Origin of the sequence: Arthrobacter sp. B2I5, assembly GCF_030816735.1 — a bacterium.
GTDB lineage: Bacteria > Actinomycetota > Actinomycetes > Actinomycetales > Micrococcaceae > Arthrobacter.
The window spans coordinates 2,551,121-2,574,196 of record NZ_JAUSYF010000001.1 but is presented as its reverse complement, the minus strand read 5'-3'; the positions used below and the strand labels follow the sequence as shown (position 1 = coordinate 2,574,196).

21 protein-coding genes are annotated in these 23,076 nt (G+C 67.0%); 19 read left to right on the top strand and 2 right to left on the bottom strand.

Features of this window, described 5'->3' with window-relative positions:
- The first annotated feature begins 90 nt into the window (after positions 1-90).
- From ribD to hisF, 8 genes are all read left to right on the top strand, one after another.
- Positions 91-1,230 carry a bifunctional diaminohydroxyphosphoribosylaminopyrimidine deaminase/5-amino-6-(5-phosphoribosylamino)uracil reductase RibD gene (gene ribD, locus QFZ60_RS12125; RefSeq protein ID WP_307090721.1) on the top strand — a complete coding sequence of 380 codons (1,140 nt, stop codon included), beginning with the start codon at positions 91-93 and terminating at the stop codon, positions 1,228-1,230.
- Positions 1,230-1,892 carry a riboflavin synthase gene (locus tag QFZ60_RS12120; RefSeq protein WP_307090720.1) on the top strand — a complete coding sequence of 221 codons (663 nt, stop codon included), beginning with the start codon at positions 1,230-1,232 and terminating at the stop codon, positions 1,890-1,892. The genes ribD and QFZ60_RS12120 overlap by 1 nt, the downstream gene beginning before the upstream one ends.
- Positions 1,889-2,647 (top strand): 3,4-dihydroxy-2-butanone-4-phosphate synthase, encoded by a 759-nt coding sequence (ribB, locus tag QFZ60_RS12115; RefSeq protein WP_373427680.1) that lies wholly within the window; start codon positions 1,889-1,891, stop codon positions 2,645-2,647. The genes QFZ60_RS12120 and ribB overlap by 4 nt, the downstream gene beginning before the upstream one ends.
- The gene (gene ribA, locus QFZ60_RS12110) at positions 2,644-3,378 is read left to right on the top strand and encodes a GTP cyclohydrolase II (RefSeq protein ID WP_307090719.1); all 735 of its coding nucleotides are present in this window, start codon (positions 2,644-2,646) and stop codon (positions 3,376-3,378) included. Before ribB ends, ribA begins: the two co-directional genes overlap by 4 nt.
- 17 nt (positions 3,379-3,395) lie before the next feature.
- On the top strand, positions 3,396-3,884 hold the full coding sequence (gene ribH / locus QFZ60_RS12105) for a 6,7-dimethyl-8-ribityllumazine synthase (RefSeq protein ID WP_056333394.1): 489 nt from the start codon (positions 3,396-3,398) through the stop codon (positions 3,882-3,884).
- A 104-nt stretch (positions 3,885-3,988) separates the two neighbouring features.
- Entirely contained in the window at positions 3,989-4,252 is a 264-nt protein-coding gene (locus QFZ60_RS12100) for a phosphoribosyl-ATP diphosphatase (RefSeq protein ID WP_009358176.1), read from the top strand.
- 84 nt (positions 4,253-4,336) lie between these two features.
- Positions 4,337-5,197, top strand: coding sequence for an ATP phosphoribosyltransferase (gene hisG, locus QFZ60_RS12095; protein ID WP_142121470.1), 861 nt, complete (start codon positions 4,337-4,339; stop codon positions 5,195-5,197).
- Positions 5,198-5,235: 38 nt separating this feature from the next.
- Positions 5,236-6,012, top strand: a complete 777-nt coding sequence (gene hisF, locus QFZ60_RS12090; RefSeq protein ID WP_307090718.1) for an imidazole glycerol phosphate synthase subunit HisF — start codon at positions 5,236-5,238, stop codon at positions 6,010-6,012.
- 82 nt (positions 6,013-6,094) lie between these two features.
- Here the strand turns inward: hisF and QFZ60_RS12085 are convergent, their stop codons facing one another.
- Positions 6,095-6,739, bottom strand: coding sequence for a TIGR03085 family metal-binding protein (locus tag QFZ60_RS12085; protein WP_142121472.1), 645 nt, complete (start codon positions 6,737-6,739; stop codon positions 6,095-6,097).
- Between the two features lie 111 nt (positions 6,740-6,850).
- On the opposite strand from QFZ60_RS12085, the gene hisI reads away from it, so the two are divergent.
- The 11 genes from hisI to pyk all read left to right on the top strand — a co-directional run bounded on the left by hisI (position 6,851) and on the right by pyk (position 22,240).
- Positions 6,851-7,306: a phosphoribosyl-AMP cyclohydrolase gene (hisI, locus tag QFZ60_RS12080; protein ID WP_307090717.1), complete on the top strand. Its 456-nt coding sequence runs from the start codon at positions 6,851-6,853 to the stop codon at positions 7,304-7,306.
- 105 nt (positions 7,307-7,411) lie between these two features.
- Positions 7,412-8,974 carry an anthranilate synthase component I gene (locus QFZ60_RS12075; protein ID WP_307090716.1) on the top strand — a complete coding sequence of 521 codons (1,563 nt, stop codon included), beginning with the start codon at positions 7,412-7,414 and terminating at the stop codon, positions 8,972-8,974.
- Entirely contained in the window at positions 8,974-9,678 is a 705-nt protein-coding gene (locus QFZ60_RS12070; RefSeq protein ID WP_307090715.1) for a Trp biosynthesis-associated membrane protein, read from the top strand. The genes QFZ60_RS12075 and QFZ60_RS12070 overlap by 1 nt, the downstream gene beginning before the upstream one ends.
- A 104-nt stretch (positions 9,679-9,782) precedes the next feature.
- The gene (locus QFZ60_RS12065; protein ID WP_056333411.1) at positions 9,783-10,070 is read left to right on the top strand and encodes an HGxxPAAW family protein; all 288 of its coding nucleotides are present in this window, start codon (positions 9,783-9,785) and stop codon (positions 10,068-10,070) included.
- Positions 10,070-10,891 carry an indole-3-glycerol phosphate synthase TrpC gene (gene trpC / locus QFZ60_RS12060; RefSeq protein ID WP_307090714.1) on the top strand — a complete coding sequence of 274 codons (822 nt, stop codon included), beginning with the start codon at positions 10,070-10,072 and terminating at the stop codon, positions 10,889-10,891. Before QFZ60_RS12065 ends, trpC begins: the two co-directional genes overlap by 1 nt.
- A 126-nt stretch (positions 10,892-11,017) precedes the next feature.
- Complete coding sequence (gene trpB, locus QFZ60_RS12055; RefSeq protein ID WP_307090713.1) at positions 11,018-12,337, top strand: tryptophan synthase subunit beta; 1,320 nt, start codon at positions 11,018-11,020, stop codon at positions 12,335-12,337.
- An 11-nt stretch (positions 12,338-12,348) separates the two neighbouring features.
- Positions 12,349-13,182: a tryptophan synthase subunit alpha gene (trpA, locus tag QFZ60_RS12050; RefSeq protein WP_307093299.1), complete on the top strand. Its 834-nt coding sequence runs from the start codon at positions 12,349-12,351 to the stop codon at positions 13,180-13,182.
- A 3-nt stretch (positions 13,183-13,185) separates the two neighbouring features.
- The gene (lgt, locus tag QFZ60_RS12045; RefSeq protein ID WP_307090712.1) at positions 13,186-14,352 is read left to right on the top strand and encodes a prolipoprotein diacylglyceryl transferase; all 1,167 of its coding nucleotides are present in this window, start codon (positions 13,186-13,188) and stop codon (positions 14,350-14,352) included.
- 263 nt (positions 14,353-14,615) lie between these two features.
- On the top strand, positions 14,616-19,229 hold the full coding sequence (gene gltB, locus QFZ60_RS12040) for a glutamate synthase large subunit (RefSeq protein WP_307090711.1): 4,614 nt from the start codon (positions 14,616-14,618) through the stop codon (positions 19,227-19,229).
- Positions 19,222-20,679: a glutamate synthase subunit beta gene (locus tag QFZ60_RS12035; RefSeq protein WP_307090710.1), complete on the top strand. Its 1,458-nt coding sequence runs from the start codon at positions 19,222-19,224 to the stop codon at positions 20,677-20,679. The genes gltB and QFZ60_RS12035 overlap by 8 nt, the downstream gene beginning before the upstream one ends.
- Before the next feature lie 64 nt (positions 20,680-20,743).
- Positions 20,744-22,240: a pyruvate kinase gene (gene pyk, locus QFZ60_RS12030; protein WP_307090709.1), complete on the top strand. Its 1,497-nt coding sequence runs from the start codon at positions 20,744-20,746 to the stop codon at positions 22,238-22,240.
- A gap of 70 nt (positions 22,241-22,310) precedes the next feature.
- Here pyk and QFZ60_RS12025 read toward each other — a convergent pair whose 3' ends face one another.
- Positions 22,311-22,916: an ANTAR domain-containing response regulator gene (locus QFZ60_RS12025; protein ID WP_009358190.1), complete on the bottom strand. Its 606-nt coding sequence runs from the start codon at positions 22,914-22,916 to the stop codon at positions 22,311-22,313.
- Positions 22,917-23,076 lie beyond the last annotated feature (160 nt).

Sequence of the window (23,076 nt, the reverse complement as noted above, 5' to 3'; positions counted from 1 at the left end):
CGACACGCACATGAACCCCCAGCGATGGCTCTTAAACGCCGAAAATCCTGCCGCCTCCAAGGCAGCCACCCAACCCGCAACGGCCGCCGCATGACGGGCGCCGTGGAACTGACGCCCGCCGCCGGGGTGGTCACGGCCTTCAGCGCCGACGAAACCCGTGCCATGGAGCATGCCCTGCGGGCAGCCCTGCAGGGCCCGCGCGGCGCGAATCCGCTGGTGGGCGCCGTCGTCGTCGGTCCTGACGGACGCCACCTTGTCACCGGCTACCACCGCGGTGCCGGCACCGCACACGCCGAAGCGGACGCAATTGCCCAGGCCGCCGCCGTCGGCCTGGATCTCTCCGGATGCACCATGGTGGTCACGCTCGAACCCTGCAACCACGTGGGCCGCACCGGGCCGTGCACGGAAGCAATCATCGATGCCGGCATCACGGACGTCGTGTACGCCGTCGACGATCCCCATGACCCCGCCGCCGGCGGCGCCGCAACGCTGCGGAGGGCCGGCGTCCGGGTCCGCAGCGGCCCCGGCGCCGACGAGTCCCTGGACATGAACCGCCAGTGGTTCGAGGCCGTCGCCGCCAAGCGCCCGTTCGTCACCCTCCACATCGCCCAGACCCTGGACGCCCGGATAGCTGCCGAGGACGGCACCAGCCAATGGATCTCCAGCCCTGAGTCGCTGGCGGACAACCACGGAATCCGCAGCCGCATCGACGCCATCCTGGTGGGCAGCCAGACCGTGCTGGTGGACAACCCGCGCCTGACCGCCAGGGAACCCTCCGGCGACCCCGCACCCAAACAACCGGTACGGGCCGTCATGGGACTGCGCGGGATCCCGGACGGCGCCGCGATCCGCGGCGACGACGGCCTGGCCCTCCACCTTCCCACCCGGGACCCGCGCGAAGCGCTGACCATGCTGTATCAAGCCGGCATCCGGCACGTCATGGTGGAAGGCGGGTCAAGGATCCTCAGCGCCTTCCTCTCAGCGGGCCTGGTGGACGAACTCATCGTGTACCTGGCGCCCACCCTGCTGGGATCCGGCACCCCCGCCCTGAACGGGCTGGGCATTACCAGCCTCCCGGACGCCCAGCAATGGGAATGGGACGAGGCCGACGGCGGCGCCGTCCGGACGCTCGGCCGTGACCTCAGGCTTCACCTCAGACCGCAACGGAAAGTTGCACTCGACCACCCACCAACCCGCGGCAGCGCGGAGCAAGCCCAGGGAGGCTACTGATGTTCACCGGAATTATTGCCGAGCAGGGGCAGGTGCTGTCCGTGGAGCGCGACGGGAACACCAGCGCCACAGTGCGGCTGCACGCCCCCGGCTCCACCGAAGGCCTGCCACTAGGCGGCTCCATTGCCGTGAACGGGGTCTGCCTCACGGCAACCGCCATTGACGGCAAGGAGTTCAGCGTTGATGTCATGGGGGAAACCCTGGTCCGGAGCACCATCGGCGAACTCGTTGCCGGGGATTCGGTCAACCTGGAACGTTGTGTTCCTGCAGGCGGACGCCTGGACGGGCACGTAGTACAAGGCCACGTGGACGGCGTGGGAGTCCTGCTGGAACGCGAACCCCTGGGCAACTGGGAGCGGCTGCGCTTTGGCGTCCCCGCCAACCTGGCCCGCTACATTGCGGAGAAAGGCTCCATCGCCATCGACGGTGTCTCCCTGACTGTGACCGCTGTCAGCCCGGCATCGGAGCAGGAGCCCTGGTTCGAAGTGGGCCTGATCCCCACCACTCTGGCCGAAACGGGCCTGGGCACCAAAACCGCCGGCAGCCGGGTGAACCTGGAGGTCGACGTCCTGGCCAAGTACACCGAACGGCTGCTTGCCTTCCGCGATGCCGGCGCAGCAGCCGGTACCGGTGGCACCGCGGTTGCAGGAGGTGTACGGTGAACGCCGCAGTACACTTGGAATCCGCCGCTGCCGCGGATGCCGTCAACACCGACGGTGCCTCAGGCGTTCGGGCGGCCGCGCCTGCCAAGGGACTGGACTCCATTGAGGATGCAGTGCGCGCAATGGCCGCAGGCCGGCCCGTGCTCGTCGTCGACAACGAGGACCGCGAAAACGAAGGCGACATCATCTTCGCCGCACAGCACGCCACACCCGCCCTGATGGGCTGGACCATCCGGTACAGCTCGGGCGTGATTTGCGTGCCGTTGACCGGGGACCGCGCGGACGCCTTGGCGCTGCCGCCCATGACCGCGGTCAACGAGGACGCCAAAGGCACGGCCTACACCGTGTCCTGCGACGCGGCGATTGGCGTCAGCACGGGAATTTCCGCCACGGACCGTGCCCTGACCGCCCGCATCCTGGCCGACCCCCAGGCCACACCGGCCTCCGTGACCCGCCCGGGGCATATTTTCCCGCTCCGTGCAGTTGACGGTGGTGTGCGGGAACGCCAGGGCCACACCGAGGCCGCCGTGGACCTGTGCCGCCTTGCGGGCCTGGAGCCCGTCGGGGTAATCGCGGAAGTGGTGTACGACGACGGTGAAATGATGCGCCTTGACGGCTTGCGTTCGTTCGCAGCGGAACATGGATGTCCGCTGATCTCCATTGAGGACCTGGTGGCGTATCTTGAAGCCGGGGCCGGGGGAACCCAGCGTGAGGATGTCCGGGTAACGCCGGGCGAACAGAAGGAGAAACGATGACGGCAGCGGCAGCCAGCGACGACAGCCAGCAGAACGGCCACCGGAAGCACCACGCAGTATCCGGGGAGGCACCCCATCCTGTCAGCGGAGGGCCTGTCGTGCAGCTGCCCACCGCCTTCGGCGACTTCGTGGCCCAGGCATGGACTGATCTGGTGACCGGCGTGGAACACCTGGCCGTCAGTTCCCCCAACGCGCCCACCGACGGTCAAGCCCCCTTGGTGCGGCTGCACTCCGAGTGCCTCACCGGCGATGTCTTTGGCTCCTACCGCTGCGACTGCGGGGAACAGCTTGCCTACGCACTGGAACTGATCCGGGACAACGGCGGCACCCTGCTCTACCTGCGCGGCCAGGAGGGCCGCGGCATCGGCCTGGCCAACAAGATCAAGGCCTATGCCCTGCAGGAAGCCGGCTTCGACACGGTGGAGGCCAATGAACAGCTGGGCCTGCCCGTTGACGCCCGGTGCTACAAGGCCGCAGCCCAGATCCTTGCCGAAATGGGCCTGCACGAGGTGCGGCTGCTCAGCAACAACCCGGACAAGCAGAACAGGCTGGCCAAGGCCGGCGTGAACGTCGTGGAAATGGTGCCCACCGAGGTGCCTTCCCGCGAACAGAACATACGCTACCTGCGCACCAAGAAGGACCGCATGGAACACCGGCTGCTGCTGGATACGCAGGTGGCTCCGGTGCCCGTGCCGGCCCCCGAAACCCCTTTCGACCACGAACAAGACTGAACGGAACAGAAGAACCCATGAGTGGACACGGCGCCCCCGACATCGACCTCAGCACCCTCAACCCGGCCGAGACCTCGCAGCTGAAGCTCGCGATCGTCGCAGCCAGCTGGCACACACAGATCATGGACGGGCTCCTGGACGGCGCGCTCCGGGCCGCCAAGGACGCCGGCATTGCCGAGCCCACCGTGCTGCGCGTTCCCGGCAGCTTCGAACTGCCCGTTGCTGCAGCACGCCTGGCACCGCACTTTGACGCCGTCGTTGCCCTCGGCGTGGTGATCCGCGGCGGAACCCCGCACTTTGACTACGTCTGCCAGGCAGCGACGTCCGGCCTGACCGACGTCAGCGTCTCCACCGGCGTGCCGGTGGGCTTCGGCGTGCTCACCTGCGACAACGAACAGCAGGGACTGGACCGCGCCGGCCTGCCCGGCTCCAAGGAAGACAAGGGCCATGAGGCCGTGACGGCGGCGCTGGCCACCGCCGTCGTGCTCAAGCAGTACCAGAGCTAAGGGACAGCCTGCTGCGCGGGCGCGGTGTGTATTCGCTCACATCGCGCCCGTCATGCAACGGCCCGGGAAGCGCCGGTGCGGCCGCAGCAAGTAGGCTGGAGGGCGTGAAGAATTTCGAGACGCTGTTCGCTGAGCTCAGCGAGAAGGCAGCCACCCGCCCGGAAGGCTCCCGCACCGTCGCTGAATTGGAGTCCGGTGTTCACGGCATCGGCAAGAAAGTCGTTGAGGAAGCAGCCGAAGTATGGATGGCTGCCGAATATGAATCCGATGAAGCCGCGGCCGAGGAAATTTCCCAGCTGCTGTACCACCTGCAGGTTCTGATGCTCGCCAAAGGCCTGACCCTGGAAGACGTCTACAAGCATCTGTAGCCACCGGTCCGGCGCGCTGACGCCGGGCCCGCTGTGGCCTGCAATGCCTGAAACCAAGACCTTCCACCCCAGAAAGAATCTCCCATGCTGCGAGTAGCCGTCCCCAACAAGGGCTCCCTGTCCGAAGCCGCCTCCGCCATGCTCTCCGAAGCCGGATACCGCCAGCGGCGCGACAGCCGCGAGCTGGTCATGGTGGACCCCGACAACGACATTGAGTTCTTCTTCCTCCGCCCCCGCGACATCGCGGTCTACGTCGGCCAGGGAACGCTCGACGTCGGCATCACCGGACGCGACCTGCTGCTGGACGCCGGGGTGGAGGCCGAAGAACTGCTTCCGCTGGGATTCGCCGCCTCAACGTTCCGCTTCGCCGGCCCGGTGGGCGACTTCGCCTCCGCCGCCGAACTTGAAGGCAAGCGCCTGGCCACCAGCTACGATGGCCTGCTGCGCAGCTACCTTGCCGAACGCGGCATCAACGCCAAGGTGGTCCGCCTGGACGGGGCGGTGGAATCCTCTGTCCGGCTCGGCGTCGCGGACGCCATCGCCGACGTCGTGGAAACCGGCAACACGCTCAAGGCCGCAGGCATGGAAATCTTTGGCGATCCCATCCTCAAATCCGAGGCCGTCCTGATCCGCCGCACCGGCAACGGGGGCGCCGCCAACGGCACCGCCAGGGAAATCGACGTCCTCATCCGCCGTCTCCAGGGCGTCCTGGTGGCGCGCCAGTACGTGCTGATGGACTACGACATCCGCAAGGAGCTCGTGGAGAAGGCGGCCGGCCTGACACCGGGCCTCGAATCGCCCACTGTTTCACCGCTGCGCGATTCCGATTGGGTGGCCGTCCGGTCCATGGTGCCCAAGAAGGAAACCAACCGGATCATGGACGAACTGTACGACCTCGGCGCGCGCGCCATCCTGGTCAGCAGCATCCACGCCTGCCGCATCTGAGCCGGCCGCAGCAACCACCACAGATTCCAGGAGTTCCCATGGCAGTAGCAGTACGCGTCATTCCCTGCCTTGACGTCGACGCCGGACGCGTCGTCAAGGGCGTCAACTTCGAGGGCCTGCGCGATGCCGGCGACCCCGTGGAACTCGCCCACCGGTATGACAACGCCGGTGCCGACGAACTGACGTTCCTTGACGTGACGGCCTCCTCCGGCAACCGCGAGACCACATTCGACGTGGTCCGCCGCACCGCGGAGGAAGTATTCATCCCGCTGACGGTGGGCGGCGGCGTCCGCGGCGTGGCCGAGGTGGACAAGCTCCTGCGCTACGGCGCGGACAAGGCCTCCATCAACACCGCGGCCGTGGCCCGGCCCGATGTCATTGACGAAATTACCCGCCACTTCGGTTCCCAGGTGCTGGTCCTGTCCGTTGACGCCCGCCGCACCCGCCCGGGCTCGCAGCCCACGCCGTCGGGATTCGAAGTGACAACCCACGGCGGCCGCACCGGCACCGGGATCGACGCCATCGAATGGGCCCGGGAAGCAGCGGACCGCGGGGTGGGGGAGATCCTGCTGAACTCCATCGACGCCGACGGCACCAAGGACGGTTTCGACCTCGAGCTCATCAAACTGGTCCGGGCTGCCGTCAAGGTCCCGATCATCGCCTCCGGCGGCGCGGGGGAGCCTTCGCACTTCCCGCCGGCCGTCGCAGCCGGTGCCGATGCGGTCCTGGCTGCCTCGATCTTCCATTGGGGACCGGACGACATGATGTCCCAGGTCAAGGAAGCGATCCGGGAAGCCGGCTTCGAAGTCCGCTGAAGCGTGTTCCCACCCAACTAAGTAGCGCTAAGTGTCGCTTTGAGGGCTCATAACGACACTTAGCGCTACTCAGTTGGAGGGATTAGAGCCCTACTTCGGCTGACTGGAGGAGGGCGACGGCGTCCGGCTGGCCTTCGAAGGTGACCAGGGCATGGCGGGTGCGGCCGTGGGCGTGCATCAGCAGTTCGCCCGGCTCACCGACAATCGCCACTGAAACAGGTGCCCGCTTGGCGACGTGGCGCGGACCGGACGGACGGACCAGGACAATGCCCAGGTCCACGCCGCGGTAGAGAATGGCGGCCCGCTTCACGAGTTCGTCCCACAGGGCGTCCGAGTATGCCTCATCAAGTGCCCTGGGTGCCCACCGGTCCACGGCCCGCCGGACGTCCTCGGTGTGCACGAAGTACTCGATCAGGTTGGCACTTTCGTCCAGCGCCTTGATGCTCATCGGCGAAAGCGCCGGGGGACCCGCGCGGAAGGTGTTCACCAGCCGGGCATAGTCGTCGTTGCCGGTCAGCTTTGCCGCCAGCCGGGCGGTTGCCTGGTCCGATGCCTTGGCCAGGCGCTTGATGATCAAACCGAGCCCGACGGCGGCCTTCCGCTCGCGCAGGTAGAGGTGCGCGGCAAGGTCCCTGGTACGCCAGCCCTTGCACAGAGTGGGCGCATCAGGGCCGGCCGCAAGCAGGGTTTCGGCCAGGACTTCTCGGGACGGTTCGACGAAATGCATCACTTGTGAAACTAGCACGAGAGGCGCGGAGTTGGGCAGCACTTCAGAGGCCGGTGGCGTGCCGTTGTTCACAACAGGAGTACGGCGCGTGTTGGCACTAGACTTGACCCGATGTCTGAGCAGCCAACCCCCGTCCCAACCGCCGGATCCGCCGTGTGCCCGCCCGTGGAAGCCGTGCCGCCGTCGTCTGAAGAAACTGTGCCGCCGGCCGGCCCGCTGCCCCGGGAAGTGGCTGCTGCGCTCAAGCGCGACGGCGCCGGCCTGGTGGCCGCCGTGGTGCAGCAGTACGACACCAACGAAGTCTTGATGCTTGGCTGGATGGATGACGAGGCGCTTCACCGCACCATGACCACCGGCCGCGTCACGTTCTACTCCCGCTCACGGCAGGAGTACTGGCGCAAGGGCGATACCTCCGGGCACGTCCAGTGGGTCAAGTCCGTGGCTCTGGACTGCGACGGCGACGCACTGCTGGTGCGCGTGGACCAGGTGGGCGCGGCATGCCACACGGGTACCCGCACCTGCTTCGACGGCCGTGCCCTCGACGTCGTGGCGGGCCAGGCAGGCTAACCCGGTACGCTGCCCGGCAGGCCTCCCTCCACGGCCACCACAGCAAGATCACCATGGCGCCCGGCAAGGCCGGCCCTTCCGAAGAACAGGCGGACAAGCATAACCATGCAGGACCTTGGAACCATCAGCCCAAGCCTTGAGGAATTCCGGGAACTTGCCGGCCACAGCCGCGTCATTCCCGTCAGGCTCAAGGTCCTTGCCGACGCCGAAACCCCCATCGGGCTGTACCGGAAGCTGGCGCAGGGGCAGCCCGGCACCTTCCTGATGGAATCAGCAGCCGTCGGCGGTGCCTGGTCACGGTACTCCTTCATCGGCGCCAGGTCCCGCGCCACCCTGACCACCAGGGACGGGCAGGCACACTGGCTGGGCGAACCGCCCGCGGGCGTGCCGGTCAGCGGCAGCCCCGTGGACGCCATCCGCGACACCATCGAGGCGCTGCGCACCGACCGCTTCGAGGGGCTGCCGCCGTTTACCTCCGGCCTGGTGGGCTTCCTCGGCTGGGAGACGGTCCGTCACTGGGAACGGCTGGTCAGCCCGCCCGAGGATGACCTGCAGCTGCCGGAAATGGCCCTGAACCTGGTGACCGACATGGCCGTACACGACAACGTGGACGGTACGGTCCTGCTGATTGCCAACGCCATCAACTTCGACAACAGCTCCGAGCGCGTGGACGAGGCCTGGCACGACGCCGTCGGCCGGGTCAAGGAACTCCTGGCAAAAATCAGCGCGCCCGTGGTGCAGCCGGTTTCCGTGCTGGCACCGGCAGCCCTGGACTTTGCGTCCAGTGTCCAGGAACGCTGGGACGAGGCTGAATACCTTGCCGCGCTGGACCGCGGCAAGGAAGCCATCGTGGACGGCGAGGTTTTCCAGGTGGTGATCTCGCGACGGTTCGAAATGGAATGCAAGGCATCCGCCCTGGACGTTTACCGGGTCCTGCGCAACACCAACCCCAGCCCCTACATGTACATCTTCAGCCTGGCCGACGCCGACGGCCGCGAGTACTCCATTGTCGGGTCCTCGCCGGAGGCGCTGGTGACGGTCACCGGCGAGGAAGTCATCACCCACCCCATCGCCGGCTCGCGTCCGCGCGGAAAGACCGTCGAAGCGGACAAGGCCCTGGCAGAGGAGCTCCTGGCGGACCAGAAGGAACGCGCCGAGCACCTGATGCTCGTGGACCTCTCCCGCAACGACCTCTCCAAGGTCTGCGTGGCCGGCACGGTGGACGTCACCCAGTTCATGGAGGTGGAGCGGTTCAGCCACATCATGCACCTGGTCTCAACCGTCGTGGGCCGGCTTGCCCCGCAGGCCAAGGCCTATGACGTGCTGAAGGCAACGTTCCCGGCCGGCACCCTCTCCGGCGCCCCCAAGCCCAGGGCGCTGCGCCTCCTGGACGAGCTGGAACCGCACCGCCGCGGCATCTACGGCGGCGTGGTGGGCTACCTCGACTTCGCCGGCGACATGGACATGGCCATCGCCATCAGGTCCGCCTTGATCCGTGAAGGACGGGCCTACGTCCAGGCCGGTGGCGGCATCGTGGCGGACTCCGTGAACCCCACCGAGGCCCTGGAAACTGTCAACAAGGCCGCCGCCCCGCTGCGCGCCGTGCACACGGCCGGTTCGCTGCACAACATTTCCGCGGAATCCCTTCCGGGCGGGACGGAGTCCTGATGCCGGACTCCGACATGGCGCCGGACCGGTCTGGCGGCGGGCCCGCAGCAGGAGCGCCGGACACGGCGGCCAAGGCCGTCAAGCCCGGGAAAAACCGGGCTGTTCCGGCCTGGGGGCGCAAGTCCACGCTGGTGCTGCTGATCGCCCTCCTGGCGCTGGCCGCATTCGGCACCACCACCCAGACCTGGATGACCGCAACGCTGGACCCCAACCAGGTGGGACAGTCCGGACCGGCCCAAAGTGTCATCCAGGTACAGGGCAGCAAGGCCGCCACCACCGTGACGGCCCTGGCACTGGTGGCCCTGGCCGGCGGGCTCGCAGCCGCCATTGCGGGCAGGATCGCCCGGTGGGTCATCACCGCCATTGTTGTCCTTGCCGCGGCCGGCGTGGTGACTGCCGCGGCCACCGTCCTGGCCGACCCGCTCACGGCGGCGCAGGGATCCATTGCAGCGGCCACCGGAGTCTCCGGCAGCCAGGCGCACGTGGAGCTGACCCCGTTCCCGGTCCTCGCCGTCGTCGCCGGCTGCCTTCTTGCCCTGGCAGCCCTGCTGATTCTGCCCGCCTCCCGTTACTGGAAGGCGCGCACCAAATATGACGCGGCGGGCGCCGCGGGGACCGCAGCTGCCGGCGGGACGCCACCGGCCGGGCCCGTGGACGAAATCGACAGTTGGGACCGGCTTTCCCGCGGTGAGGACCCCACTTAACCCCGGCAGGCGCCCGGACCGGCAGGTGCAGCAAGCCCTGCGGTACACGGGCGGCAGCCAAAAAATGGCAGAATGTAAGCAGTATCCATCCTGAGGAGATTTCCATGAGCAAAGCACCTGCGTCCGTTTCCAAGTCAGGCACCCGCACGGTGGCCCCCGGCGCCATTGACCACAGCCAGGAACTGGGCCATGGCAATAGCCCGGCCGCCTGGACCTGCGTCATCGTCATGCTGGTAGGCGCGCTCATCGCCGCCATCGCCTTCGTCATCGCCAGCACGCCCATCTTCATCGGCGGCGCTGTTGTCATGGTCATCGGCCTGATCCTCGGTTACGTCATGCGCAAGGCAGGCTACGGCGTCGAAGGCAGCAAGCTGAAGAACTCCGGCCACTGATGGCGACTGTTCTCGACGACATCAACGCCGGTGTCAGGGAGGATATGGAGGCCAGGAAGCGGCTCGTTTCCTTGGCCGAGCTGAAGGACCTGGCCCAGGCCGCGGCACCTGCCCGTGACGCCTGGGCAGCCCTCGGCGGAACCTCCCCAACCCGGGAACAGCTGAAAGTCATTGCCGAAATCAAGCGCCGCAGCCCCTCCAAGGGCGATCTCGCCAGCATCGGGGATCCGGCGTCGCTCGCCAGGCAGTACGCCGACGGCGGTGCCTCCGTCATCAGCGTCCTCACCGAACGGCGCCGCTTCAACGGATCCCTGGCCGACCTCGACGCCGTGCGCGCCGCCGTCGACACTCCGCTGCTGCGGAAGGACTTCACGCTCGACGAGTACCAGATCTGGGAGGCCCGTGCCCACGGCGCCGACCTCATCCTGCTCATCGTGGCAGCCCTTTCCGACGCCCAGCTCGCCGAATTCAGCGCCCTCAGCCGGGACCTCGGCATGAACGTGCTTGTCGAGACGCACACGGAAGAGGAAATCGAGCGTGCCGTCGCGGCCAACGCGCGGATCATCGGCGTAAACGTGCGCAACCTTAAAACGCTCGACGTCGACCGTTCCGTCTTTGCCTCACTGGCAGGGCTGATTCCGGCCCAGGCCGTCGTGGTTGCCGAATCCGGCGTCCGCGACGCCGACGACGTCACGCACTACGCCGCCAGCGGTGCCAACGCCATACTCGTGGGTGAGGCACTGGTAAGCCACGCCACACCCCGGGAACGCATCGCCGAGTTCACCGCCGCCGGCGCCGCCGCCATCGCCGCCCGCCGCTGAGGCACGCATTACCCGGCTTCCTGCGGGGGCCCGCAGCATGTCGGGCCCCTGCAACCAAGGCATCCCGTTCCGGCCACCCCGGAACAGCAAACTTTTGACCAACTACCACCGAACAGGACAGGACTGATGGCTGACGCACCCTCAGGAAACGCTGACAACAACACCGCGGAAGCATTCCTGCAGGGCGGATCCCTCCGCCACGCCCCGGGGCCGTACTTCGGCAACTACGGCGGGCGATGGATGCCCGAGTCACTCATCGCCGCCCTGGACGAACTTGAAGAGACCTTCAACAAGGCCAAGGACGATCCCGAGTTCCGCGCGCAGATCGCGGACCTGAACAAGAACTACTCCGGTCGGCCCTCGCTGCTGACCGAGGCCAAGCGGTTCTCCCAGCACGCCGGCGGAGTGCGCGTCTTCCTCAAGCGCGAAGACCTCAACCACACGGGCTCGCACAAGATCAACAACGTCCTGGGACAGGCACTGCTCGCCAAGCGGATGGGCAAAACGCGCGTCATCGCCGAGACCGGCGCCGGCCAGCATGGCGTGGCCAGCGCCACCGCCGCTGCCCTCATGGGGCTCGAATGCGTCGTCTACATGGGCGCCGAGGACTGCCGCCGCCAGGCGCTGAACGTCGCCCGTATGGAACTCCTGGGCGCCAAGGTCATTCCCGTCACCAGCGGATCCCAGACCCTCAAGGACGCCATCAACGACGCCCTCCGGGACTGGGTGGCCAACGTTGACAACACGCACTACCTCCTGGGTACCGCCGCAGGCGCCCACCCGTTCCCCGCCATGGTCCGGTACTTCCACGAAGTCATCGGCGAGGAAGCCCGCGCCCAGATCCTGGAGCAGGAGGGCCGGCTCCCCGACGCCGTCTGCGCCTGCATCGGCGGCGGTTCCAACGCCATCGGGATCTTCCACGGGTTCCTGGACGACCCCTCCGTCAAGATTTACGGCTTCGAGGCCGGCGGCGACGGCGTGGAGACCGGCCGGCACGCTGCCACCATCACCCTTGGCAAGCCGGGCGTCCTCCACGGCGCACGTTCCTACCTGATGCAGGACGACGACGGGCAGACCATCGAGTCGCACTCCATTTCCGCCGGCCTGGACTACCCGGGTGTCGGCCCGGAGCACTCCTACCTGTCCGACATCGGACGGGTCAGCTATGAGCCCATCACGGACAGCGAAGCCATGGAAGCCTTCCGCCTCCTCTGCCGCACCGAAGGCATCATTCCCGCCATCGAGTCCTCACACGCGCTGGCCGGAGCCATGAAGGTGGGCCAGCGGCTTGCCGCCGAGGATCCGGCCTCCGCATCCGAAAAAATCGTCATCGTCAACCTGTCCGGACGCGGGGACAAGGACGTGGCCACCGCCGCCGAATGGTTTGACCTGTTGGACAAGAATTCCGCCGAATCCGAAATCGGCAAAGAGGGGGAGCAGCTGTGAGCAGCGCAGGCATGGCCAACCAGGCAGAGACCACCAGCAAGTCGGCAGCAGCCATTGACAGGGCGCGGTCCCAGGGGCGCTCTGCCCTCATCGGTTACCTCCCCGCCGGCTACCCCAGCGTGGAGGACACCATCGCTGCAGGCATTGCCCTGGCTGAGAACGGTGCGGACCTGATCGAGATCGGCATCCCCTACTCGGACCCCGTCATGGACGGCCAGGTCATCCAGGCGGCCACCACCGAGGCGCTGGCCAAGGGCTTCCACGTCAGCCAGGTGTTCGACGTCGTTGCCGGCATCACCAGCAGGACCGACGCCGCTGTCCTGGTCATGACCTACTGGAACCCCGTGGTCCGGATGGGTGTCGACGAGTTCTCGCGCCGGCTCACCGAAGCCGGGGGAGCCGGGCTCATCACCCCGGACCTGATCCCGGACGAGGCCGCCGAATGGATGACGGCCTCGGACAAGTACGGCCTGGACCGGGTGTTCCTCGTGGCGCCGTCCTCCACCGCCGAACGCATGCAGCGGACCGTGGATGCAAGCCGCGGCTTCGTCTACGCCGTCTCCATCATGGGCGTCACCGGAGCCCGCACATCGGTCAGCACCGCAGCCAAGGATGTTGTGGCGGCCGCGCACGCCGCGGGCGCCCAACGCGTCTGCGTCGGGCTGGGTGTCTCCACGGCCGACCAGGTCCGGGAGATCGCTGCCTACGCCGAAGGCGTCATCGTGGGCACCGCCCTGGTGGCGGCCCTCCGCGACGGGGGAGTGGACGCCGTCGGCGCCCTCACCAAAGACCTGAGCACGGGCCTGACGCGGGAACCGGGCCTAACGCAGGAAACCGGGGCCTAAAGCATGCAGCCACTCCTTCAGGCAGCCGCGCTGGTGCCCGCCCTGGCGCCCGCCAGCATCCCCAGCCCGGACTGGTCCGGCTTCGACATTCCGCTGCCATGGGGCAGCCTGCGGATCCACGCCTACGCGCTGTGCATCCTCGCCGGAATCGTCGTGGGCCTGTGGCTGACGTCCGTCCGCTGGGCCAAGCGCGGTGCCCCTGAAGGCAGCGTCTGGGACATTGTCATCTGGGCCATTCCCTTCGGCATCATCGGGGGCCGGCTCTACCACGTTGTCTCGTCACCGGATGCCTATTTCGGCCCTGGCTTCGACGGCACCGGGGACCTCTCGCTGATTCCGCAGATCCAGCGCGGCGGGCTGGGCATCTGGGGCGCAGTCGTCCTCGGCGCCGTGGGCGCCTGGATCGGCTGCCGCCGCAGTGGTGTGAAGCTGAGCGCATTCGTCGACGCCGCGGCGCCGGGCCTGCTCCTGGCCCAGGCGGTCGGCCGGTGGGGCAACTACTTCAATCAGGAACTCTTCGGCGGTCCCACCACCCTGCCGTGGGGCCTCCAGGTCGACGCGGACAACCCCAACTTCCCTGCGGGCATGCCCGCGGACACCCTGTTCCACCCCACGTTCCTCTACGAATCGCTGTGGAACCTGGCCGGCGTCGTGATCCTGCTTGCCCTGGACCGGCGCTTCAACTTCCGCCGGAGCCGGCTCTTCTGGCTGTACGCGATGTACTACACGCTGGGCCGGGTCTGGATCGAGGCCATGCGCATCGACGACGCCGAACAGATCAGCATCCTTGGCATCACCACCAGGCTCAACGTGTGGACCAGCATCTTCGTGTTCCTGGCGGCACTGACCGCCTTCATCCTCCTGGGACTCAAGGGCCGGCCGGATCCGGACACCGTGTACCTTACGGGCCGTGAACCGGAGAAGGCTGCGGAGCCGGGAACGGAGGCGGCGGCCGGTCATGAAGTCCGTGATCCGGACAATGTTGTCTCAGATAGTGATTCGCGTGGTAATCTCCCTGATAGCCACAGCGGTTCCAGGCATGCTTCCGACCCCACGGAAGAAGCCGCGGCGGCACCGGCCGGCTCCAAGCCCGGACCGGATGCAACGGCTGCCGGACATTCCGGCAGCACAGCCACAGGACCCGCACCGGAAGCCGGCACCAGTAAGTAGGGCGCCGGCCAGGCAGGGCAGCAGAGCCACCGCTCGATGCGCCCGAAAACCACAATGTCGTGGCATGGGGCACCGTCCGGCCGGCATGTATTTGCCGCTTGATGATGTCCCGGGCAGGGGCCTGCGTAACCGTTAGTTCAGCAGGCTGCGCTGACCTACAATTTCCAGTAATCAACACTTTGTTGTGCCCACCGCAGCGGCGCCGACGAGTGGGGCCAACGGTGTCCCTTCCATACGCACGATCAGGAGGAAGGACGTCTCCCATGACCCAAACTCTTCACACTCCCAGCTGGTCCGAACCGGACCAGCCTGAGACTGCAATGTCGCCGTTCAAGCGCTTCGCAGCCATGCCGGAGGCCGCCGGGCTCTACAACCCGGAACAGGAGAAGGACGCTTGCGGACTGGCGATTATCGCCACCCTGCGCGGCGAACCCGGGTACGACATCGTCGACGCCGCCCTGACCGCCCTGCGTAACCTGGAGCACCGCGGTGCCGTGGGTGCCGATGAGGGTACGGGCGACGGCGCGGGCCTGCTCATGCAGATCCCGGACGAGTTCTTCCGCGCAGTCACCGAGTTCGAGCTGCCCGCACCCGGCCAGTACGTTGCCGGTACCGCCTTCCTGCCTGCTGAGCAGCGCGAGGCCGACGCCGCCAAGGCAGGCATCGAGGGCCTGGCCGCCGATGAGGGCCTGAAGGTCCTCGGCTGGCGCGAAGTGCCGGTGGTCGCCGACCTCGTCGGTGCCATGGCCCGCGCCTGCATGCCCTACTTCTCCCAGCCCTTCCTGGCATCGGCCACCGGCGAGGAACTGGACCGCAACGAGCTGGACTCCCGCGCCTGGCGTATCCGCAAGCGTGCGCAGAACAAGTTCGGCGTGTACTTCCCGTCGCTGTCCTCGCGCACCATCGTCTACAAGGGCATGCTTACTACCGCGCAGCTGGAGCCGTTCTACCCGGACCTTTCCGACAAGCGGTTCAAGACCAAGCTCGCGATCGTCCACTCGCGCTTCTCCACCAACACCTTCCCGTCCTGGCCGCTCGCGCAGCCGTTCCGGACCATCGCGCACAACGGTGAAATCAACACCGTCAAGGGCAACCGGAACTGGATGCGGGCCCGCCAGTCCCAGCTGGCCAACCCGCTGCTGGGCGACTCCCCGGAAGAGCTGTACCCCATCTGCACCCCGGGTGCCTCGGACTCCGCGTCCTTCGATGAGGTAGCCGAGCTGCTGTGGCTCTCCGGCCGCCCCATCACGCACTCGATCATGATGATGATCCCGGAGGCCTGGGAAAACCACGCCACCATGGATCCGGCCCGGCGCGCGTTCTATGAGTACCACTCCCTCCTGATGGAACCGTGGGACGGCCCCGCCGCCGTCTCCTTCACCGACGGCAACCTGGTGGGCGCCACCCTGGACCGCAACGGCCTGCGCCCCGGCCGCTTCTGGATCACCGAGGACGGCCTGATCGTCTTCGCCTCCGAGGTGGGCGTGATCGACGTCGAACCCTCCAAGGTGGTCAAGAAGGGCCGCGTGTCCCCGGGCAAGATGTTCCTGGTGGACACCGAAGCCGGCCGCATCATCGACGACGAAGAGGTCAAGGCCGAAGTCGCCGCCGCCAACCCGTGGGCGGAATGGGTCAAGGACAACCTGATCGACCTCAACGAGCTGCCCGAGCGCGAGCACGTGGTCCACACCGCCGCGTCCGTGAACATCCGCCAGCGCACCTTCGGCTACACCACCGAGGAACTGAAGATCCTGCTCGGCCCCATGGCCCGCACCGGCGCCGAGCCGCTGGGCGCCATGGGCTCCGACACCCCGGTGGCCGTGCTGTCCAAGCGCCCCCGGCTGCTCTTCGACTACTTCGTGCAGTCCTTCGCGCAGGTCACCAACCCGCCGCTGGACGCCATCCGAGAAGAACTCGTCACATCGCTGACCTGCGCCATCGGACCCAACGGCAACCTGCTGGACACCAAGCAGGTCCGCCAGCCCCAGGTGCAGCTGCCGTTCCCGGTGATCAACAACGACCAGCTCGCCAAGATCGCCAACATCGAGGACGCCGACGGCAACCGCGTGGCCATGAAGGTCCGCGGCCTCTACCGCCCCGAAGGCGGCGAAAACGCGCTCCGTGCCCGGCTCACGGAGATCTGCGAGCAGGTTTCCGGCGCCATCAACCGGGGCGTGCAGTACATCGTGCTGTCCGACCGCGACTCCAACGCCCAGTGGGCGCCCATCCCGTCCCTCCTGCTGGTCAGCGCCGTGCACCACCACCTGCTTCGCAGCGCCAACCGCACCAAGACCGCCCTGGTGGTCGAAGCCGGCGACGTCCGCGAGACCCACCACGTGGCCGTCCTCATCGGCTACGGCGCCTCCGCCGTCAACCCGTACCTGGCCATGGAATCGGTGGAGCAGCTCATCGCTGCCGGCGACGTCACCGGCGTCACCCCGCAGGACGGCGTCTACAACCTGATCAAGGGCCTTGGCAAGGGCGTCCTGAAGATCATGTCCAAGATGGGCATCTCCACCGTGGCGTCCTACACCGGCGCGCAGACGTTCGAGGCACTTGGCCTGGGCCAGGACCTGGTGGACGAATTCTTCGCCGGCACGCACTCCCAGCTGGGCGGCGTGGGCCTGGACGTGATCGCGGCCGAGGTTTCGGCCCGGCACCAGATGGCCTACCCCGAGGGCGGCATCGAGCAGCCGCACCGCCCCCTGCTGGGCGGCGGCGAGTACCAGTGGCGCCGCGACGGCGAACCGCACCTGTTCAACCCGGAGACCGTCTTCCGGCTGCAGCACGCCACGCGTGAACGCCGCTACGACATCTTCAAGGCCTACACCAGGGGAGTGGACGACCAGTCGACGAACCTGATGACCCTCCGCGGCCTGCTCAAGTTCAAGAACGACCGTCCGTCTGTTCCCCTTGAGGAAGTGGAGCCTGTCTCCAGCATCGTCAAGCGGTTCTCCACCGGCGCGATGAGCTACGGCTCCATCTCGCAGGAGGCGCACGAAACGCTGGCCATCGCCATGAACCAGCTGGGCGGCAAGTCCAACACCGGTGAAGGCGGCGAGGACGTCGACCGCCTCCTCGACCCCAAGCGCCGCTCGGCCGTCAAGCAGATCGCATCCGGCCGTTTCGGCGTCACCAGCCTCTACCTCACCAACGCGGACGACATCCAGATCAAGATGGCCCAGGGTGCCAAGCCCGGCGAAGGCGGCCAGCTGATGGCGCAGAAGGTCTACCCGTGGGTGGCCCGGACGCGGCACTCGACCCCGGGCGTCGGACTCATCTCTCCGCCCCCGCACCACGACATCTACTCGATCGAGGACCTGGCGCAGCTCATCTACGATGCCAAGCGCGCCAACCCCTCGGCGAGGGTGCACGTCAAGCTCGTCTCCGAGGTGGGGATCGGCACCGTGGCATCGGGCGTGACCAAGGCCAAGGCCGACGTCGTGCTCGTTTCCGGGCACGACGGCGGAACCGGCGCCTCGCCGCTGAACTCGCTCAAGCACGCCGGTGTCCCGTGGGAGCTCGGCCTCGCCGAGACGCAGCAGACGCTGATGCTCAACGGCCTGCGCGACCGCGTGGTGGTGCAGGTGGACGGCCAGCTCAAGACCGGCCGCGACGTGGTGATCGCCGCGCTGCTGGGCGGCGAAGAGTTTGGTTTCGCCACCGCTCCGCTGGTGGTGGAAGGCTGCATCATGATGCGCGTCTGCCACCTGGACACCTGCCCGGTGGGCGTGGCCACGCAGAACCCTGAACTGCGGGCACGCTTCAGCGGCAAGCCGGAGTTCGTGGTCAACTTCTTCGAGTTCCTCGCCGAGGAAGTCCGGGAGATCCTGGCCGAGCTTGGCTTCCGCAGCCTCGAGGAGGCCATCGGTCACGCCGAGGTCCTGGATACCCGCGAAGCGATCAACCACTGGAAGGCCGACGGCCTGGACCTGGACCCGATCCTGCACGGCCTGGAGTTCGACGACGACGCGCCGCTGCGCAACATGACCGGCCAGAACCACGAGCTGGACAAGCACTTCGACCAGCGCCTGATCACCATGGCCACTGAGGCGCTGACCGACCGCAGCCCCGTGAAGATCGCGGTGGACGTCATCAACACGGACCGTTCCGTGGGCACCATGCTGGGCCACGTGGTCACCAAGACGTTCGGCACGGACGTCCTGGCCACCGACACGATCGATGTCACCCTGAGCGGCACCGCTGGGCAGTCCCTGGGCGCCTTCCTGCCGGCAGGCATCACCCTGCGGCTCTACGGCGACTCGAACGACTACGTGGGCAAGGGCCTTTCCGGCGGCCGGATCATCGTCCGCCCGGACCGGACCAACGTCTTCAAGGCGGAGACCAACGTCATCGCCGGCAACGTGATCGGCTACGGCGCCACCAGCGGCGAGCTGTTCCTGCGCGGCCAGGTGGGCGAACGCTTCCTGGTCCGCAACTCCGGTGCCACCGCCGTCGTCGAAGGCATCGGCGACCATGGCTGCGAGTACATGACCGGCGGCCAGACGCTGATCATCGGCCGCACAGGCCGCAACTTCGGTGCCGGCATGTCCGGCGGCACTGCCTACGTCCTGGACCTGGACACTGCCAAGGTCAACAAGGACGCCCTGCAGTCCGGTGAACTCCAGCTCCGCGAGCTGGACGCCGAGGACCGCGACATCGTGCACGGCCTGCTGGTCAAGCACGTTGAAGAAACTGACTCCCAGCTGGCGGCGCGCCTCCTCGAGAACTTCGATGACACCGCCGCCCGCATTACCAAGGTGCTGCCGCGCGACTACGCGGCCGTGCTGCAAACCCGTCTCGACGCCATCGAAGAGGGCCTTGACCCCGACGGCGAAGAAGTATGGTCTCGAATCCTGGAGGTGACCGGTGGCTGATCCACGCGGATTTCTGAAAGTACGCCAGCGTGAAACCCAGCCACGCCGTCCCGTTCCCGTCCGCATCATGGACTGGAAAGAGGTTTATGAGGCGCAGGAAAAGGGCACGCTGAAAGCGCAGGCCGGACGCTGCATGGACTGCGGCATTCCTTTCTGCCACCAGGGCTGCCCGCTGGGCAACCTCATTCCCGAGTGGAACGACCTCATGTGGCGGGACAAGGGGGAGGAAGCGATCGAGCGCCTGCACGCCACGAACAACTTCCCCGAGTTCACCGGCCGGCTCTGCCCGGCACCCTGCGAGGCGTCCTGCGTGCTGGGCATCAACCAGCCCGCGGTCACCATCAAGCAGGTGGAAGTCTCGATCATCGACGAGGCGTGGGACAACGGCTGGGTCAGCCCGCTGCCGCCTGCACGCCTGACCGGGAAGACCGTTGCCGTCGTCGGCTCCGGCCCTGCCGGCCTGGCCGTCGCCCAGCAGCTCACCCGCGTGGGCCACACCGTTGCCGTCTACGAGCGGGACGACAAGATCGGCGGCCTGCTGCGCTACGGCATCCCCGACTTCAAGATGGAAAAGGAGCAGGTGGACCGCCGCGTCGAGCAGATGAAGGCCGAAGGCACCCGCTTCCGGACCGGCGTCTCCGTGGGCACCGACGTCACCTGGGAGCAGCTGCGCAGGCGCTACGACGCCGTCGTGGTCTGTACGGGTGCCACCGTTCCGCGGGACCTGCCCATCCCGGGCCGCGACCTGGACGGCGTCCACTTCGCCATGGACTACCTGGTGCCGGCCAACCGCGCGGTTGCGGGGGAGACCATCGAGAACCAGATCAACGCCCACGGCAAGCACGTGGTGATCCTGGGCGGTGGCGATACCGGTGCCGACTGCCTGGGCACCGCCCACCGGCACGGCGCCGCCTCGGTGACCACCCTGGCGATCGGCAAGCAGCCGCCGTCGGAGCGCGCCGGCCACCAGCCGTGGCCCACGTTCCCCACCCTGTTCGAGATGGCCAGCGCACATGAGGAAGGCGGCGAACGCACCTACCTCGCCTCCACGGTCGAGTTCGTCGGCGAGAACGGCAAGCTGACCGGCGTCAAGGTCGCCGAGACCGAATTCGTCGATGGCAAGCGCCTCCCGAAGGCCGGCACCGAGCGGATCATCCCCGCCGACCTGGTGTTCCTGTCCCTCGGCTTTACCGGCGCTGAACCTGCCGGCATCACCGAGCAGGTAAACGCGGAGTTCGACGGCCGCGGAAACGTGGCCCGCGACGGCTACTACATGACCAACACCGAAGGCGTCTTCGTGGCAGGCGACGCCGGCCGCGGGCAGTCCCTGATCGTGTGGGCCATCGCCGAAGGCCGCGCCGCCGCTGCCGCCGTGGACAAGTACCTGATGGGAAGCACCATCCTTCCCGCTCCCGTAGCGCCGACGGACCGGGCCATCGCCGTCCTCTAGGGGTGCATCGAGGGTTCACCTCGCCGACAACTTAACCAATGCAAGAGACCAATAGGGTAGGTATATGAGACGCGCAAAAATTGTGGCTACGTTTGGCCCGGCAATTGCCAGCTACGAGAACACCCTGGCTGTGCTGGAGGCCGGTGTTGACGTGGCCCGCATGAACATGAGCCACGGCGACTACACCGTGCATGACAACACCTATGAGAACGTCCGCAAGGCAGCAGCCGACCTTGGCAAGGCCGTTGCCATCATGGCCGACCTGCAGGGCCCCAAGATCCGCCTGGGCCGCTTCGTGGATGGTCCGCACGCGCTGGCCGTGGGTGACATCTTCACCATCACCACCGAGGACGTTCCCGGTACCCAGGAAATCTGCTCCACCACCCTGAAGAGCCTCACCGAGGACGTCAAGGTGGGCGATGCCCTGCTGATCGACGACGGCAAGGTGGCACTGCGCGCCATCGAGGTCGACGACGTCAAGGTAGTGGCCGAAGTTACCGTCGGCGGCATGGTGTCCAACAACAAGGGCATCAACCTTCCCGGCGTGGCCGTCAACGTTCCCGCGCTGAGCGAAAAAGACGAGGACGACCTCCGCTGGGCCATGCGCCGCGGTGTTGACCTGGTGGCACTGTCCTTTGTCCGCGATGCTTCCGACATCGCCCGTGTGCACGAGATCATGGACGAGGAAGGCCGCCGCGTGCCGGTCATCGCCAAGATCGAAAAGCCGCAGGCCGTTGAGCAGCTGCCCGAGATCATCGATGCGTTCGACGCCATCATGGTGGCCCGTGGCGACCTTGGTGTGGAGCTTCCGCTGGAGGAAGTGCCGATCGTCCAGAAGCGCGCCATTGAACTGGCCCGCCGCTGGGCCAAGCCGGTCATCGTGGCCACGCAGGTCCTCGAGTCCATGATCGACAACCCGCGCCCCACCCGTGCAGAGGCATCCGACTGCGCCAACGCCGTCCTGGACGGTGCGGACGCGGTCATGCTCTCCGGCGAGACCAGCGTGGGCAAGTACCCGATCGAGACGGTCAAGACCATGGCCCGGATCATCGAATCCACAGAGGTCCACGGCCTGGAGCGCGTCCCCCCGCTGGGCACGAAGCCCAAGACCCGTGGCGGCGCCATCACACGTGCCGCCGTCGAAATCGCCGACCAGCTGGACGCCAAGTACATCTGTGCGTTCACCCAGTCCGGTGACTCCGCCCGCCGGCTTTCCCGCCTGCGTCCCATCAAGCCGGTCTTCGCCTTCACCCCGGTGGAGCAGGTGTGGAACCAGATGGCACTGACCTGGGGAATCCAGCCTGTACTGGTGCAGATGGTGGACCACACTGACGCCATGACCGCGCAGGTGGACCGCAGCCTGGAGGAAATGGGCCTGGTGCAGGATGGTGACCTGGTGGTCATCGCCGCCGGTTCGCCTCCCGGAAAGGCCGGTTCCACCAACTCACTGAAGGTGCACAAGGTGGGCGACCTTGCCGACTCCACCCGCGCCGGCGACGTCAACAGCAACAAGGAAAAGCTCGGCCCCTGGCCGGAAAAGAAGAAGAAGGTTCAGGACTAGCCTTCAGAACAAGAAAGGGAGGATCCCCACCGGTTGGTGGGGATCCTCCCTTTCTTTGTTGAGCTGTGGCTTAGTTGACCTGGTTGATGATGGTTTCGGCGACCTCGCGCATGCTGAGGCGGCGGTCCATGGAGGTCTTCTGGATCCAGCGGAACGCCTCGGGTTCGGTCAGGCCCATCTTGGTGGTCAGCAGGCTCTTGGCGCGTTCGACGAGCTTGCGGGTGGCGAACTGTTCCTGAAGGTCGGACACCTCGCTCTCGAGGGCCTTGATTTCCTCGTGGCGGGAGAGTGCGATCTCCAGCGCCGGGATGAGGTCTGCGGGGGTGAACGGCTTCACCACGTAGGCCATTGCACCGGCGTCGCGGGCGCGCTCCACCAGTTCCTTCTGGCTGAAGGCGGTCAGCAGCACCACGGGAGCGATGCGGGCCTTGACGATCTTCTCGGCCGCGGAGATGCCGTCCATGACGGGCATCTTGACGTCCATGAGGACCAGGTCCGGCTTGAGTTCCTCGGCGAGCTGGACGGCCTTCTCGCCGTTGTCCGCCTCGCCCACAACGTCATAGCCTTCGCCGCGCAGGATCTCGATGATGTCGAGGCGGATGAGGGTTTCATCCTCTGCCACAATGACGCGGCGCGCCGGCTGGGACGTGGGCTTGGACTCCGTCTGTTCAGTCACGGGATCTCCTTGAAAAGGTACGGCGGGACATCACTATCTTAGGTGCCACCGCGGCTGTACTTGGCTTGCAGGGTTTGTTTGCGGCGACGGCGGCGCGATTCTGGAATTCAGCCTATCTGCATGTAGAGTAATTCCGCGTACGTGAAGCGATCGCGTTGCT

Bases quoted from the DNA above. Each gene is read 5' to 3' on its own strand.
- ribD (WP_307090721.1), top strand. From the start codon at position 91: ATGACGGGCGCCGTGGAACTGACGCCCGCCGCCGGGGTGGTCACGGCC.
- QFZ60_RS12120 (WP_307090720.1), top strand. From the start codon at position 1,230: ATGTTCACCGGAATTATTGCCGAGCAGGGGCAGGTGCTGTCCGTGGAG.
- ribA (WP_307090719.1), top strand. From the start codon at position 2,644: ATGACGGCAGCGGCAGCCAGCGACGACAGCCAGCAGAACGGCCACCGG.
- ribH (WP_056333394.1), top strand. From the start codon at position 3,396: ATGAGTGGACACGGCGCCCCCGACATCGACCTCAGCACCCTCAACCCG.
- hisG (WP_142121470.1), top strand. From the start codon at position 4,337: ATGCTGCGAGTAGCCGTCCCCAACAAGGGCTCCCTGTCCGAAGCCGCC.
- hisF (WP_307090718.1), top strand. From the start codon at position 5,236: ATGGCAGTAGCAGTACGCGTCATTCCCTGCCTTGACGTCGACGCCGGA.
- QFZ60_RS12085 (WP_142121472.1), bottom strand. From the start codon at position 6,739: ATGCATTTCGTCGAACCGTCCCGAGAAGTCCTGGCCGAAACCCTGCTT.
- hisI (WP_307090717.1), top strand. From the start codon at position 6,851: ATGTCTGAGCAGCCAACCCCCGTCCCAACCGCCGGATCCGCCGTGTGC.
- QFZ60_RS12075 (WP_307090716.1), top strand. From the start codon at position 7,412: ATGCAGGACCTTGGAACCATCAGCCCAAGCCTTGAGGAATTCCGGGAA.
- QFZ60_RS12070 (WP_307090715.1), top strand. From the start codon at position 8,974: ATGCCGGACTCCGACATGGCGCCGGACCGGTCTGGCGGCGGGCCCGCA.
- QFZ60_RS12065 (WP_056333411.1), top strand. From the start codon at position 9,783: ATGAGCAAAGCACCTGCGTCCGTTTCCAAGTCAGGCACCCGCACGGTG.
- trpC (WP_307090714.1), top strand. From the start codon at position 10,070: ATGGCGACTGTTCTCGACGACATCAACGCCGGTGTCAGGGAGGATATG.
- trpB (WP_307090713.1), top strand. From the start codon at position 11,018: ATGGCTGACGCACCCTCAGGAAACGCTGACAACAACACCGCGGAAGCA.
- trpA (WP_307093299.1), top strand. From the start codon at position 12,349: ATGGCCAACCAGGCAGAGACCACCAGCAAGTCGGCAGCAGCCATTGAC.
- lgt (WP_307090712.1), top strand. From the start codon at position 13,186: ATGCAGCCACTCCTTCAGGCAGCCGCGCTGGTGCCCGCCCTGGCGCCC.
- gltB (WP_307090711.1), top strand. From the start codon at position 14,616: ATGACCCAAACTCTTCACACTCCCAGCTGGTCCGAACCGGACCAGCCT.
- pyk (WP_307090709.1), top strand. From the start codon at position 20,744: ATGAGACGCGCAAAAATTGTGGCTACGTTTGGCCCGGCAATTGCCAGC.